The following is a 14,224-nucleotide window of genomic DNA, read 5'->3' as shown; positions in this document are numbered from 1 at the left end:
CATGCCGATCAACAAAAATCCATCCAGTCAGTTCCTTAAATAAGATAGATAGCCATGGGCAAGAAAGACGATAAAAAGAAGGTGAGCGAGTGTACAGCTGACCCCTCCAAAAAGGCTTATGAAGATACGCTCTATAAGCTTCAGATTGAGCTCGTCAAGCTGCAACGTCACCTTATCAAATGCGGTGACAAAATTCTGATCATCTTCGAGGGCAGGGATGCGGCCGGGAAGGATGGCACGATCAAGCGCATCACCCAACATCTGAGCCCGCGGGAAACCCGCGTGGTTGCCTTGGGCAAGCCCTCGGACCGGGACCGCAGCTCGTGGTATTTTCAGCGTTTTGTACCATTCCTGCCGGCGGCCCAGGAACTCGTCCTGTTCAATCGCAGCTGGTACAACCGCGCGGGCGTGGAGCACGTGATGGGCTTTTGCACCGAGTCCGAGTATGAGGAATTCATGGGTTCGGTGCTCGAATTCGAGCATATGCTGATCCGTTCAGGGATGAAGCTACTCAAGTATTACCTCGACATCAGCAAGGCCGAGCAGGCAAAGCGGCTGAACGATCGCAAGAAGGATCCCCTGGCGCAGTGGAAGCTCAGCGCCCTTGACGAGTATGCGCTGAAGAAGTGGGATGAGTACAGTCTGGCCCGGGACAAGATGCTGGTTCACACCCATAATCTTATAACGCCGTGGTTGATCGTCCATGCGGACGATAAGCCACTGGCGCGGATCAATATCATCAAGGACATGCTCAGCCGGCTGGATTATACGGACAAGGACGAGCGCCTGATTTTGCCGGATCCGAATATTGTGGCGGCATTTGAAGCTGCTTTTATAGAGAAAGGCCTGCTGGCGTCATAGGGGGCACTGGGCAATGCGCACTGAGCTAAAGAGGATGCGAAAATCAGATTGAGCAATAGTGTGCTCTCCGCCAGCCGTTCTCAGGGTTCGCCGTAATACTTGATATATGCCTTACGCCAATCATTGACAAGCATATCGCGCGCTTCTGGCAGGGTAATCTTTCCGGCACACATTTCCTTATTCAAACGGTTTTCCAGCTTGTCTTTTAGTACCGCATTCCATGGACTCGTGCCATAAGCCTGCGGCCATAGATTTTTGATCTCATCGGCTCCCCCAAGCTCGCGGCTGATAAGGTGATCGATTTCGCAGCGCCTCTTGCCTGCCGGCACACATCGCGGATCATCATAGCCAGAATATCCGTAAAGATCGAAGACCTGCTGCTTCATTTTGGCGGTAACGTGCCGCTCATCCCTTCCCCACTTTATCTCGCATATTTTTTCACCGGTTAAACCTGCGCGCACCGCTCCGGGTGTTATTTCCAGATTAGGAACATCGTCAGCCCATGCCACACCGGTGAGCACGCTTATGAGAAATACCCAGACATATCTCATGTTAATTCCTTGAGGTTATTGAGCTGCATGACCACTCATGAGCTGGCCTTGGCCGCTGTTATGAGAAGTTCACCTCATCGTATCGTTTGATTGCGTCAGGCACAATCACCATATATAGATTCCTTATAGCTCCCGGTCCAGTTTTCAAGGCTCAGGTTCTCAAGGCTCAGGTTCTCAAGACGTTGCCCGCGAACTCGAAGCTTGCAAGCACAAAGCTTGGAAGAACACGCGGGCCATTAGATACAGGGCAATAAGCATCGACAGAGCAGCCTCGTTATAATCGCCTCATCTATGCCCCTTACATATTAATCCTTAGTCATTTTCCGCAGTTACCTCTTCCGGAAACTGGCTAGCTTGAGGTGATGAAGGGCCTGATACCCACGTTATCTTGAGATACTTTAAACATATTAAAGTTGACAAAGTATCTCCGCGAGAGTAATCTATTCCCCAAGTACTTCAACAGTTCAGTTGACTGGCTCAGCCAATAGCTCATCGATTCAAGCAGGTTCCGTATGAAAGAAAAATTTCCTGCGATTTTATTCATGCTCGGTTTATTGACTTCATGCGTCCCGATGAGTCCCTATGAAATAGTCGATAGCCCTGTTCTACGTAAAACTGTTGAGAACGCCAGGACCCGCGACGACCACCAGGCTTTGACAAAGCATTTCGAAACGTTAGCCGAAGAAATGCGCAAAAAGGCGGAGGAGCAACGGAAACTGCTTCAGCACTACGAGGAAAAGGGTTATCTCTATGGCCGGCAGGCGCAGGACCGGCGCTCCCATACGTGGGCTTTAATGCTCAAGTATGAGAAAGCCGCAAAGACAAGCCGGATCAACGCAGCTTCACACCGAAAAATTGCAGCGGAACTTGAACGAAACAGCTACGGTTCTAGCCGCCGGATGGCTGAAATCATTCATAAACCGGCGGCCCAGAATAACTGAAAATAAGGAATAACTGAACATAAGGAGAAGAAACGGAGACGCACCGGCCTATTGAGCAACATAACCATAGCCTGCCGTCCGGTCTCGTAGATGCTGCCTTCACGGCAAGATGAAATTAAGTCCCCCTTCACGCTTGCCCTTGGAAGCCTTAGGATAATCAAAGGCAGAGTGCCGGCCTCTTAAAACGAAAGACAGTCTTATTCATTTTTTCTATTCCTCTAAGGTGATTATAGGATGAAGAAGCCCGGTGATGATTTGTTCGATAGCGCTTTCGTTTTGTTCGATCACAGATCGGAAACGTTTCGGCAAAAAATGTTCGAACACTTTTCAGCCAAGCGGCCACAGCTTTGGCCTGACTTTGAGGAAATCCCTGAAAACAACGAGTCCTCCGGACCTATCTAGCAAACCCACCAAGCCAAAACCTCTGAATCGGTTTCTGGTTAGGCCAGCTCAGGTGAGCCTATTTGATAGCTACGGCTCCGCAGAGGGCTTGTGGAGTGTGGCATTATTTATTTTAAACCCGGCCATCATGGCGGCGGAGATGAAAATGATACGGAGATGGCTCCCGTTAACACTTCTTGCCATTTTTACAATGATTGGTATTTTTGCGTTAAGCGGAATGGCAAGGAATATCGCCCAGAAAAGAACCGTTTTCGGCGACCCTTTATGCAAGATGGTCTGGAAAAAAACACATCAGGCCGGACATGATCCATCTCCTTTGCGGATTAGAAGAACGGGTCGAGCAAGCTAAAAGTTAATTAGCCCAGCCCCACATCGCGGCCCCTACGCTGCCCGATCGCACTTCGGGGTGCCGTTACGGTATCATGGCCGGATTCGCTCAATTTCCTAAATGCCGGATATCGATTCTTTTTTCTCTGCAGGCGGAGCGCTGGCGCGCACTGTGCCCGGTTTTGCGGTACGAGCGCAGCAGCAGGAAATGGCACAGGCCATAGCCACTACCATCGCCACAAACTCTATTCTCGTTGCCGAGGCCGGCACCGGCACGGGCAAGACTTTCGCTTACTTAGTTCCAGCTTTGCTTTCGGGTGGCAAGGTCATCATTTCCACCGGGACTAAAACACTTCAAGATCAGCTTTTCAATCGTGATATCCCCACCGTGCGGGCAGCGCTCAAAGCGCCGGTGACCGTGGCATTGCTAAAAGGCCGCGCCAATTATGTTTGCCATTATCACTTGGAACGTACGGTACAGGATGGACGCGCCACCTTTGCCAGCCGCGAAGAGGTGAAATATCTGAAGCTGATCGAGCGCTATGCAAGCGTGAGCAAAACCGGTGACAAGAGCGGCCTGAGCGAGGTGCCGGAAAATGCCTCGGTCTGGCAGCAGGTAACTTCCACTCGCGATAATTGCCTTGGTTCGGAATGTGCTCATTACAAGAATTGTTTCGTCATGGAGGCGCGCAAACAGGCGCTTTCAGCGGATATGGTGGTCGTCAACCATCATTTGTTTTTTGCCGATGTCATGCTGCGTGACGAAGGACTGTCTGAGCTGCTTCCCGCCTGTAATACAGTAATATTCGATGAAGCGCACCAATTGCCGGAAACCGCCAGCCTGTTTTTCGGAGAATCGGTGAGCACCAGCCAGTTGCTGGAACTAGCACGCGACACAGAGGCTGAAGCACTACGCGGCGCAAAGGATTTTGCCGCCCTGCCCACGGCGGCTGTGGCGATGGAGAAGGCCACACGCGATTTCCGCCTGACCATCGAAGGCGAGAACATGCGCGTGCCAATGGCGACGATTACAAGAAACGCGAAGTTCGGCGGTGCGCTGGATGAATTACTGGATAAACTCGAGGTGCTGGCAGAGAACCTGGAAAGCCAGGCTGAGCGTTCGGACGGGCTGGAAAATTGCTGGCAACGCGCGCGCGAAATCTCCGGAAGCATAAAACGCTGGCGGGATCAGGCGGAAGCCGAAGGGTATGTGCGGTGGTTGGAGGTATTCAGTCATGCATTGCAGCTCAATGCCACGCCCCTTTCCATTTCGGAAATATTCAACAAGCAGTTGAGTGGTACCCCTCGCGCATGGATTTTCACTTCGGCGACACTCTCGGTGAAGGGCGATTTCTCCCACTATAACAGCGAGATGGGCCTCAACATGGCTACTAAATCAGCGCAATCGGCCTGTTGGGAAAGTCCGTTCGATTTCGCGAACCAAGCCCTGCTGTATGTGCCCACGCGGATACCCGACCCCAACAGCTCAAACTATACCGAGGAAGTGGTGGCCGCCGCGCTGCCGGTTTTGAAAGCCAGCCGTGGCCGTGCATTTTTTCTATGCACCAGCCTGCGGTCAATGCAGCGGGCGCATGAATTGCTCCGAGCGGCATTCGAACAGGAAAAGCTGGATTATCCTTTATTACTGCAAGGCCAGAGTTCGCGGTCACACATGCTGGAGCGTTTTCGCAGGCTGGGTAATGCCGTGCTGATCGGCAGCCAATCCTTCTGGGAAGGTGTGGATGTTCGCGGCGAGGCGCTATCCCTTGTGGTGATAGACAAGCTGCCTTTCTCCCCGCCTGATGACCCGGTTCTTGCCGCGCGTATCGATAAGATCAACAAGGAGGGGCGTAACGCTTTCATGGAATATCAATTGCCGCGCGCAGTCATCAATCTGAAGCAGGGAGCCGGCAGATTAATCCGTGATGAGGCTGACCGTGGGGTGCTGATGATATGCGACCCGCGCCTCATCACGAAATCCTACGGCAAAAAAATCTGGCAAAGCCTGCCGCCGATGAAGCGCACGCGTGAGCTGGCTGAAGTTGAAGCGTTCTTTGCAGTAAGGTGAGATTGCGCTCTTTAACGAGCAGGCATCACGAGCGGTCGCGTAGCTCTGTCACACCTTCCTGCTCCGCGCAGTGGTTACAACAGAACATCACGCCCTCTTTCTCCAGGCCATGTCCTACTATGCGTACGCCACAGTGCGTGCAGGTGGGCGCCAGCGTGTGGAGCGCACATTCAAAGCTATCGAAAGTATATGTTTTATTTGAAACAAGGATCTGAAAGGATTTGTCATAATCGTTTCCGCATGCGTCGCATTTTGGCATAAATGCCCCCTTGGTATATTGATAAGACCAGCCAGAGAAAGTAACCCGAACATAACATCGATCAATGCAGAGGGCTCGACCCTCCCTCCGGTTCCGGAGTTGGGTTGGAACAAATGCCTGATTCAGAACTTTATGGTCCAACCGGGATTACGCGCCTCCTCCTTGGTATAGGCCACGCCGTCCACGCGCAGACCGCGGTCATTCAATAGAGTGATGATCCCCCCCTTATTGGGCAGAAAAACAGGTGGAACAAGCTGTATGCGCAACGTTTCCCCAGCTGCAATAGATCCACTTAGCGGCATTTTATTCTTGTCACGATCGGCGATTCGCCAGCCCTCAAGTGAGATCGTGGCGTGGGTTGTATTGAGCAGTGAAACGAATTCGACCTCTGGAGACTCAATGCTGTTGACGAGTGCTGAAACAATCCGGACCGCCCCATCCGGCATCTCGGGCGTGGGTTGTCCGCCGGGAATAAAAGGATTCGGCACAACATTGGCATCCGATGGAGGGCCGCTGGTTTCGGTTAGGATTTGATGCCCGGTCTTGTCGTCGGTGTGCCAGGTCTGAGACTGGAATTTGAGAAAGACGGCGACCCATTGGCTGGTCCGCGGGAAATTGAACAGGAGAGCACCATCCTGATAAACCCCGTCGTCACCCCTGAATCGGCCCGCATTACCCTGATTCATGTGGATATCATGAACGCCGTTGCCCGGCATAAAACCGAATATCTTATCGGTCTTATTCTCGGGTCCCCAGCGCTGGCCGAAGGCATAAACGAGCGCGTCTTCGTCGGCCATTGCCCGCTGTACAAACTGATCGATTTTTTCGTTCAAGTCGTTATCCGGGCCGGGCGCGCTGAGCGGCAGGATGCGCATGTCACGCGGATCGAACAGATTACCACGAATAAAATCCAGCGCCATCCCGCCTGGCCGCGATTGAAGAGGTAGCCAACCGAGGGGCTTGTCGATCAGTTCGGCGAGCACGGGATGATCGAACCTCGAATCAACAAGAAACTGAAGCTCGGATGGCGCGAGCTGAGAGGTGACGTTCACCGCGATCCGGTAATGTGTCGTATCGTCGACGATGTGGATCTGGTAGTGCGGATTAGCGCCTGAGGCTAGCTGGCGGTTTATAGGACGACCCTTCAGTACTCCGTAAGCATTCAGTGGCATTTCTCTCTCTCCTCAGATATGCAAACCAAGCAGGCCCTGTTGCTTTGATCTATTGGTGAAACTGACAATACTACCTTCGGTCACTCGTAACAAGTACTATTCCTCAGTTGTTCGTTTCGCTATCGAACGTACGGGGAATGCAATTGTAAACAGGAGCCAAGTAGGCCAACACAATCGAACAGCATATAGACCGAGGCCAGCCTCACCATAGGATTCCTGAGTCGAACACACCACCAGAATTATGGGGATGCACGCTGCCTGTACAGGTCGGCAATCTTATCCGCAAATCGCTTCTGCAATTCGGAGCGCTTCAGCTTCATGGTTGGCGTAAGTAAACCATTTTCCACGCGCCAGGGCTCCAGTGTCATGTATACGGCGCGAACCCGGGCGTATTTTGAAAAACCTCGCAAAGCAGATTTGATCCTTTGCATGGCAGCATTTTTTGCAGCTGGATTAGACAATGATTCCGAATCGTCAGCCTTCAGGTTGAGGCTTTTTGCAAGTCCCTCCCATTCATGCTGATTGAGCACCAGAAGCGCGATGAGATAAGGTTGATTCTCTCCCGCTACCATCGCCTGGTCGAATAAAGAATCCTGGGTGATCGCCATCTCCAGGTCTCCGGGCGGGACTTTTTCACCTGTTGACGTAACCAGAATTTCCTTGATCCGCCCGGAAATGAATATATGATCGTCGGAGATGCGCGTCTTATCGCCGGTATGGAGCCAGCCGTCAGCGTCAATTGCCGCATGGGTTTCCTCCGGTTTGTTCCAATAGCCGAGCATGATTCCGTGGCTACGCACCAGCAGTTCATCGTCGTCACCGATGCGGATTTCAACCCCTGGCAGAGCCGGGCCGACCGAATCCGGAATATTGTCCTCCGGGCGATTGGCAGCCAATACCGGCGACGCCTCGGTCAGCCCGTAGCCCTGCACCAGCGGCAACCCCAGGCCGATGAAAAATCGGGCGGTTTCACCGTAAAGCGGTCCGCCACCACTTACCGCAATCCGGAGCCGGCCGCCGAGCCGTGCCAGAACCTTATCCGCAACCAGGCGTCGCAGCAACGGCCAGGCGAAGGTATGCCGCCAGCGAGGCTGTCCCTGCCCTTGCCGCTTTTGCGTTACAGAAAAGCGCTCCCAACCAACTGCGAGCGTCCAGTCAAACAGCGAGCGGGCAAGCCTCCCCTCCCCTTCCAACTGCTGACGCATTTTCGTTCGAATGCCTTCGTAAATCTGCGGCACCGCGATCAGCAATGTCGGGCGTATGCTACCCATATCGGTCGACAGATCCTTGAGCGAGCGCGCAAAGCCCACAGTGCTTCCTGCCATGATGGGCACGTAATAGCCGACGGTACGCTCGAACATGTGTGACAGTGGCAGCAGTGAAAGATAGACGTCCTCCCGGTAGCCGGGTATTGCCTTGAGCACCGCTTCCGCATTCCACAATATATTGTAGTGCGAGAGCATGACGCCTTTTGGCCGCCCGGTGGTTCCAGAAGTGTAAACCAGGGTTGCCAGTGCCTGGGGATCGGGCTCGGCAGGCTTGTCGGGTTCTGCCTGCTCATCTGCGTACTGCTTCTCATGGTCTTCATTCTCAGGGTCTTCAGGATGGCGATCGGCTTCGTCTATGCCCGACGGGACGGCTCTTGCCAGCCAGTCGTCCACGCCCTCCAGAATCACTGTTTCGCTCGGCCCGGTTGTTTTATTAGGCCCGTTCAAATGCTGTACGAATAAAACCTTCTTGAGTTGGGTCGAGCTCGCGCAGAGCGGAGCCAGTGTCTCCCATCGCCCTGGTGTTCCCACCAGAAGCAGACGAGCCCCGGAGTCCGCCAGGATGTATGCGATGTTATCCGATGCGTCCGCCGGATAAAGTGGAACCACGACAAGACCCAGAGACTGCGCGGCCTGATCGAAACACACCCACTCGACCGAGTTGCGCAGCAATACGGCCACTCTCTCGCCCGGGGCGAATTGTTCCTTTGTGAGAGCCAGTTGCCACCGCGCCACCAGCCTGCCCGTTTCACCCCAGGTATAACTCCGCCACTTACCGCGAGCGGAATCGAACTGCATATAAGCCGGGGACTGCGGTGCCCGTTCCAGACGACTTCTGAAAAGGCCAGGCAACGTCCGAGCTGCCTCGCATGAGATGAGATCCAGCTGTAAGTTTGATTGCATGTTCGGATATGAAACTGCTTTTCAACTCCATCTTAAATACTTAGCCCCGCATGCGCATCGCAGCCAATGTTTGAGCGAACGCTTATACTGTTGGCAGCGCCTACCCCGATTACGTTTGCTTGTGTGGTTTGCCATCCAGCCAATCAACCCCAGACCGGTCAGTGCATTGCGTAGGTGGCGGCTCGGGAACTGCGTCGATCGGCCCGACTATGCCGCGTCTAGAGCACAGGAATATCTTCGGCAATTCCGTTGAGATGCACTACTTCATAGGTCAATTCCGGGCCAGCCGGCCTTGCCATACGCCCCTTGCTGTGTATCTTGAAGCTCACAGTTTCGAACGCCTGGTGCGCCCTGCCGCCTAGATTGACGGGCGGCAAAACCAGTGCGAAATCCAGCCCGCCCGCGTCCATATTTAGCTTCAAGGCCACCGAGATGAGTGTGCCCAGAACAGTTTGCTCCTGACTGATGTCGTCTCCGTGAAACGTAAGCTGGCCTTCAGCACCGTGGTATTCAAGTTGTGGGCCCGCCAGAGATTCTCCCTCATCTAAAGGGCCGAGCACCTCAGGAAAAAAAACAACACGTTTGACACCCTCTGCATTGGTAAAGATATAGCGGTTGGGTTGGCGATCGGGCTTGCTTAAGTCTAGTAGGATCGTTTTTGAATTTTGCGAGGCATGAATACGCACGCCTTTTATGCCTTCCGGTAAATTTTCCCAGACATCAGCCACTTCTATGGAGGAGATGACCTGGGCCGTAGCGCCTTCAGGCGGAACGGCAACGAAATCAAAACCGTAAATCCCGTCGGGAGGCGCCTGGATATGGACATGAGGCATCAACTGAGGATTGGACCAGCCTGCTGTCGGCACGGTGCCCGAAGCGCTGATGTGCAATTGGGGCGGGAAGCTTTCCGGAACCGCAAGTCCAACTTCCTTTACCTTTAGAATTTTTTCCACAAATGCCCCAAAGCGTCCTTCTGAACTGATTACCTTCTTTATAGGTCAGGATAACGGAAATACAACTCCTTGAAATACAACTCCGGGAAATACAAATCTGGTTTTCCACAGTATTGGCACCATCGTGTGATCTTTTTTTCTTTAATTCCGCCTGATTGACATGGTATTGCAATCAGTACACAATCTGAAAAACATTCTTGTAAATTAATAACATACCTGTCATGAGCGAACGCCGGGTCCTCGTCATCGCCTCCCAGTGCGAAGCGCTCGGTCAACTGGGTTTTCTCCCGCAGGTGGCAGAAGAGCTTCATAAAGTCATGATTGATCCCGAGCGGGGGGCATGTATGCCAGCGCTCGATACCGGCGGATTGCTTATTGATCCGTCGGTCAAAGAAACCAAGGACGCCATCAGGAAAGCTTACTGGCGAGCCGCAAAAGATGAGGCGACGCTTTTTATCGCCTACATAGGCCACGGCGAGAAGGCGGACGAAGATTTCTACCTGCTCCCGCGAGACGCGGAAAATCCTCCTGATTCCGACACGGCAGTCCATCTCACCAATCTGATTAAAGAGGCCCATAAAAAGGCTGTAGGGCAGGTGGATGGCCTGGCAGTACTTGTAGACGCATGCTACTCGGGTCAGGCTGGGTTTGGCGCAGCCCAGTCCTGGGTACGTGGTCTGGGTGGTATGCTGCGGTTTGAAGTTCTCACTGCGTCCGCCGATCGCCCCGCTGCGAATGGGTGCTTTAGCCGGAGTCTGACGTCACTATTACGTGACGGGATCTCAGCAGTTCCTTCAGAGCATCTTCACTGCGTTAACCTGCGCCCCCTTATCAAAAAACAGTGCCCCAACCAGGAACCTCAGAATCCCGCATACAATCCTGATGAAACGCTATGGCTGGCGAAAAACGCCGGAGCCATCCGGGAGCCATGGGCGCAGACACCTCTGGCAGATGAAATCCAGCGGTTGACACGAGCATATCAGTTCACTCCTGCCCTGAGCGATGTCGTGGCGCTTTCGCTGGAGCAGCGCTGCGTGGCGGTGATTGGAGACGCGGGTACGGGAAAATCCGCATTGGCGGCGGCGCTGGCTTGGCCGAACGCCGCAAAAGGCCAGGTGCCCGCTGGCTTTGTGCATGCGATCGCTTTGCTTACTGAAGCGACCACGCCTCGTGAACTCGCAAAGACATTGACCGAGCAGCTTGCCCGATCCGTGAAAGGATTTAAGAACGCGCAGCAATCGTTCGTGCGCGATACGCCTTATGAGGAACAGCAGAAGCTGGATACGCTGGAACGGCAATTGCTCGGACCGCTCACATGGCTGGCCCGGCAGCCGGGTCAGGTTGACGATGTCCGTGTCGCAGTGGATGCGCTCGATCGGCTTGCGACCGGCGCTCGAGGCTCGGTCATGGAGATGCTGAACGAGCTGGGGAATTTGAATTTTGTGCACCTGCTTGTCACCGCACGGCCGGATACCGACCTCCCATCACAGGCTTCTTCATATGTGCTTGGCCCTGCTCCAGACGAAAAAGTGCAACAGTATCTGGAACAACGGAAAATTCCACGAGCGCGCCAGACAGAAGTCATGGAAGCTGCTGGGGGTAGCTGGCTGGTAGTCCGGATGCTCGCCGATCTGCTCTGCGAACGACCCGAAGCGCCCATCGGCGCGGGTCAGCTCGTCCTGGCTGATATCTATGAAGAAATGCTTGCGCGCGGCAGTACAGATGATGATAAGAATCTCCGGCGCGTGCTTGGGATTCTGGCCGCCGCCGGAGCAGGCCCCCTGCTGCCGCTTGTGCTGCTGTGCAAAGCCAACGGAATGCTCGGCGGTCCCGAATCACCGCCCCTGGTCCGTGATCAGCTGGTGCGCCTGCGCGGCCTGGCGGTGAGAGCTGCAGCGGGTACTGAAGAAGAGCATGCCGGTCTTTTCCACCAAACACTTGCCGATCACGTCGCCGGCCGCCTACCTGAAGAAAACCTGGCCGCCCACCGGGCACTCGCGACCAGCATTGAGGCGCTTGTACCCATCGGATCGCCTGGTTCCAGCCCTGTGGATTTAACCGACGCTGTCCAGCGCTATGCCTTCGAGCGCGAGGCGGAGCACTTATGGACACTGGGGGACGTTGACAGGGCGCTGGCCAGTCTTTCCGCCAGAACCTCCCCGGTTCCTCGCGATAATTTACGCCGCTGGCAATTATGGTTACTTCGGGTAGAGGCCCAGTTCGGTTCTGACCACGCAATTACCTTCACCATCCGCAACAATATTGCGCATTTAACCGCCGAGTGTGGGGATACCAGCAAAGCGCTGCGACTTTTTGAAAAACTGCTCCCTGATCAGGAGCGCCTGTTGGGGCCCGACCATCCGGATACCTTTAAGACCCGCAATAACATTTCTTATGCTATTGGCATAGGCGGTAACATCCATGAGGCACTCACGCTTGCCAAGACGTTGCTCCCCCGCCAGGAATCAGTACTTGGATCTTATCACCCGCTTACGCTTACAGTTCGCAACAATATCGCCCAATGGACAGGCGAGTGCGGGCACGCGCGCGAGGCGCTGCAACTGCTCAAAACGCTGCTTCCCGACCAGGAACGCGTGCTGGGCGTTGATCATCCCGACGTCCTTAGAACCCGCAACAATATCGCTCTGTGGGCAGGCGGAAGCGGGGACCCCCACGAGGCATTACGATTGTTCCAGGCGTTGCTTCCCGACCAGGAGCGCGTACTGGGGCATGATCACCCCGTAACGCTTACCATTCGTAATAATATTGCTCACTTCACCGGTGAATGCGGCAATGCCCAAGAAGCGCTGCGACTGTTCAAAGCGCTACTCCCCGACCAGGAGCGCGTGCTCGGGCAGGATCATGTGGACACATTCAGAACCCGTGGCAATATCGCTTTATGGACAGGTAACGGCGGCAATCCGCGCGAAGCATTAAATCTGTCCGAAACGCTGCTTAGGAACCAGGAGCGCGTGCTCGGAGCGGATCATCCCAATACGCTTACAATTCGTAACAATATCGCGAGTTGGACCGGTGAATGCGGAAATGTTCAGAAAGCACTGCGGTTATTCGAAGCGCTACTCGCCGACCAGAAACGCGTGCTCGGCCCCGATCACCCGGACGTTATGACGACTCTCAACAACCTGGCTACCTGGACAAGCAAAAGCGGAGATCCCCGTGAGGCATTGCGTTTATTTCAGGCTCTGCTTTCAGATGAGGAGCGCATGCTCGGACCTACTCATCCCACTACTCTGACCATCCGCAACAATATTGCTTACCTGACTGGCGAATGCGGAAACGCGTCCGAAGCCCTGCGGCTTTTTAAGCTTCTGCTGCCCGACCTGAAGCGCGTGCTCGGGCCTCGTCATCCAAACACCCTCCTGGCTGCCGACAGCATTAACCATCTCAAGGGTTATCAATAGGGGTTTCCAAAAATCGGATTTTCAACAATCGTTCACAGTCCCGCACACCTTGCTGAAGACCTTTCCGATCTCCGCGCCGACTCGCGATTTGCCAAGATAAAAATCTGAATTGTGAGGTTCCGCACCGTTATCTACCGTATAGCCGCCCTCAAACGATGCGCCAGCCGGTATCCCTGCGTTGAACAAACCTTCGAGATTTGGCTCGGCTGCGATGAAATCATCGCGGTCGGCAATATTCACCCAGCGCTGTGCAACTGGTGGAAATCCGGGCGGCTGCGGCCGCAATCGCTGATAAACGATGGTCTGGAGTCCCAAAGGCGAACCCAGCGTCAACAGTAAAGGAAGCGGCTGTTTCATGAGATGAGCTGCCTCATAAGCGATCACGGAGCCTAGCGAATGCCCGATCAGCACTTGGGTTTCCGGGCCAATCAGTTTAAATACCGATTCCAGGGCTGCGGAACGGATGGTGTCGCTGGTGAGATACCGCGTAACCTGAGCAAGAGAGCGGTTAACAAAACGTTCGGCGAAACCCATGCCGAATGGTGCAAACCACGAGACCCTGGAGAGGCCCCCGATGGCACTTCGGACAATACTTCCCGCGCCCTGCTCCATACCCATCTGTCTGTTGACATACGCTAGCTCATGCTCGCCGATCTCCTGCGTTTTAGGCTTCGTCGCGCGCTCGGCGACGTGCTTCAGCCATTCGACCGCCAGAATCTGTGCAAACTGCGCCTCGCTGGAAGTAAATGCCCCAGGCTCATCGCCCTGCTGACCAGGGGCCAAAAAGAGATTGCCATAGAAGGCCATCCGTGCGTCAATGCTCCCGGGCTTTCCGGCGTTACGCCAGATGCGATCGGCGACGTCCGCAAATCCCGCCCCGCGTATACCCCCAGCGAGTGCGGGCAACCAGGCGCTTTCCAGTTTATCTGCGGACTTCTGCTGCTGGTCAATGCCATGCACAAGAACAATCTCGGCCATACATTCTCCCCTGCTCAGCTCGGATTATAATTATATCTGTGATTGTCCTGCCGGAGTCTCCGATTCAATATGCCTGGCTTGCCCTTTCAGCCTGCTTGCGGAGAATTAGGCAATCGCCT

At 54.3% G+C, this 14,224-nt stretch carries 10 protein-coding genes; 4 read left to right on the top strand and 6 right to left on the bottom strand.

All coding sequences use genetic code 11. From position 1 onward, the window contains the following. Positions 1 to 54: 54 nt before the first annotated feature. Complete coding sequence (gene ppk2, locus BMX00_RS04110; protein WP_090827391.1) at positions 55 to 861, top strand: polyphosphate kinase 2; 807 nt, start codon at positions 55 to 57, stop codon at positions 859 to 861. 80 nt (positions 862 to 941) lie between these two features. Here ppk2 and BMX00_RS04105 read toward each other — a convergent pair whose 3' ends face one another. Then, positions 942 to 1,412, bottom strand: coding sequence for an HNH endonuclease (locus BMX00_RS04105; protein WP_090827389.1), 471 nt, complete (start codon positions 1,410 to 1,412; stop codon positions 942 to 944). Between the two features lie 512 nt (positions 1,413 to 1,924). Between BMX00_RS04105 and BMX00_RS04100 the strand changes: the two genes are divergently transcribed. Then, positions 1,925 to 2,353 carry a hypothetical protein gene (locus BMX00_RS04100; RefSeq protein WP_090827387.1) on the top strand — a complete coding sequence of 143 codons (429 nt, stop codon included), beginning with the start codon at positions 1,925 to 1,927 and terminating at the stop codon, positions 2,351 to 2,353. A gap of 850 nt (positions 2,354 to 3,203) precedes the next feature. Continuing rightward, the gene (gene yoaA / locus BMX00_RS04090; protein ID WP_090827384.1) at positions 3,204 to 5,150 is read left to right on the top strand and encodes a DNA repair helicase YoaA; all 1,947 of its coding nucleotides are present in this window, start codon (positions 3,204 to 3,206) and stop codon (positions 5,148 to 5,150) included. 25 nt (positions 5,151 to 5,175) lie between these two features. On the opposite strand, the gene BMX00_RS04085 is transcribed toward yoaA, so the two are convergent. From BMX00_RS04085 to BMX00_RS04070, 4 genes are all read right to left on the bottom strand, one after another. After that, positions 5,176 to 5,409: a hypothetical protein gene (locus BMX00_RS04085; protein ID WP_090827382.1), complete on the bottom strand. Its 234-nt coding sequence runs from the start codon at positions 5,407 to 5,409 to the stop codon at positions 5,176 to 5,178. A gap of 122 nt (positions 5,410 to 5,531) precedes the next feature. After that, positions 5,532 to 6,581 carry a DUF2278 family protein gene (locus tag BMX00_RS04080; RefSeq protein WP_090827380.1) on the bottom strand — a complete coding sequence of 350 codons (1,050 nt, stop codon included), beginning with the start codon at positions 6,579 to 6,581 and terminating at the stop codon, positions 5,532 to 5,534. A gap of 239 nt (positions 6,582 to 6,820) precedes the next feature. Beyond that, positions 6,821 to 8,752: an AMP-dependent synthetase/ligase gene (locus BMX00_RS04075; protein ID WP_090827378.1), complete on the bottom strand. Its 1,932-nt coding sequence runs from the start codon at positions 8,750 to 8,752 to the stop codon at positions 6,821 to 6,823. 218 nt (positions 8,753 to 8,970) lie between these two features. Then, positions 8,971 to 9,705 (bottom strand): hypothetical protein, encoded by a 735-nt coding sequence (locus BMX00_RS04070; protein ID WP_090827376.1) that lies wholly within the window; start codon positions 9,703 to 9,705, stop codon positions 8,971 to 8,973. A gap of 221 nt (positions 9,706 to 9,926) precedes the next feature. Between BMX00_RS04070 and BMX00_RS04065 the strand changes: the two genes are divergently transcribed. Continuing rightward, positions 9,927 to 13,127 carry a tetratricopeptide repeat protein gene (locus BMX00_RS04065; RefSeq protein ID WP_090827373.1) on the top strand — a complete coding sequence of 1,067 codons (3,201 nt, stop codon included), beginning with the start codon at positions 9,927 to 9,929 and terminating at the stop codon, positions 13,125 to 13,127. A gap of 21 nt (positions 13,128 to 13,148) precedes the next feature. Here BMX00_RS04065 and BMX00_RS04060 read toward each other — a convergent pair whose 3' ends face one another. Beyond that, positions 13,149 to 14,105, bottom strand: a complete 957-nt coding sequence (locus BMX00_RS04060) for a hypothetical protein (RefSeq protein WP_090827371.1) — start codon at positions 14,103 to 14,105, stop codon at positions 13,149 to 13,151. Positions 14,106 to 14,224 lie beyond the last annotated feature (119 nt).

This window comes from Nitrosovibrio tenuis, from assembly GCF_900109785.1.
GTDB lineage: Bacteria > Pseudomonadota > Gammaproteobacteria > Burkholderiales > Nitrosomonadaceae > Nitrosospira > Nitrosospira tenuis_A.
Note: the sequence above shows the minus strand (reverse complement) of the source record. Positions and strands in the feature narration are given on the sequence as shown.

Excerpts from the sequence above, each read along its gene's own strand:
- ppk2 (WP_090827391.1), top strand. The coding sequence starts at position 55 with ATGGGCAAGAAAGACGATAAAAAGAAGGTGAGCGAGTGTACAGCTGAC.
- BMX00_RS04105 (WP_090827389.1), bottom strand. The coding sequence starts at position 1,412 with ATGAGATATGTCTGGGTATTTCTCATAAGCGTGCTCACCGGTGTGGCA.
- BMX00_RS04100 (WP_090827387.1), top strand. The coding sequence starts at position 1,925 with ATGAAAGAAAAATTTCCTGCGATTTTATTCATGCTCGGTTTATTGACT.
- yoaA (WP_090827384.1), top strand. The coding sequence starts at position 3,204 with ATGCCGGATATCGATTCTTTTTTCTCTGCAGGCGGAGCGCTGGCGCGC.
- BMX00_RS04085 (WP_090827382.1), bottom strand. The coding sequence starts at position 5,409 with ATGCCAAAATGCGACGCATGCGGAAACGATTATGACAAATCCTTTCAG.
- BMX00_RS04080 (WP_090827380.1), bottom strand. The coding sequence starts at position 6,581 with ATGCCACTGAATGCTTACGGAGTACTGAAGGGTCGTCCTATAAACCGC.
- BMX00_RS04075 (WP_090827378.1), bottom strand. The coding sequence starts at position 8,752 with ATGCAATCAAACTTACAGCTGGATCTCATCTCATGCGAGGCAGCTCGG.
- BMX00_RS04065 (WP_090827373.1), top strand. The coding sequence starts at position 9,927 with ATGAGCGAACGCCGGGTCCTCGTCATCGCCTCCCAGTGCGAAGCGCTC.
- BMX00_RS04060 (WP_090827371.1), bottom strand. The coding sequence starts at position 14,105 with ATGGCCGAGATTGTTCTTGTGCATGGCATTGACCAGCAGCAGAAGTCC.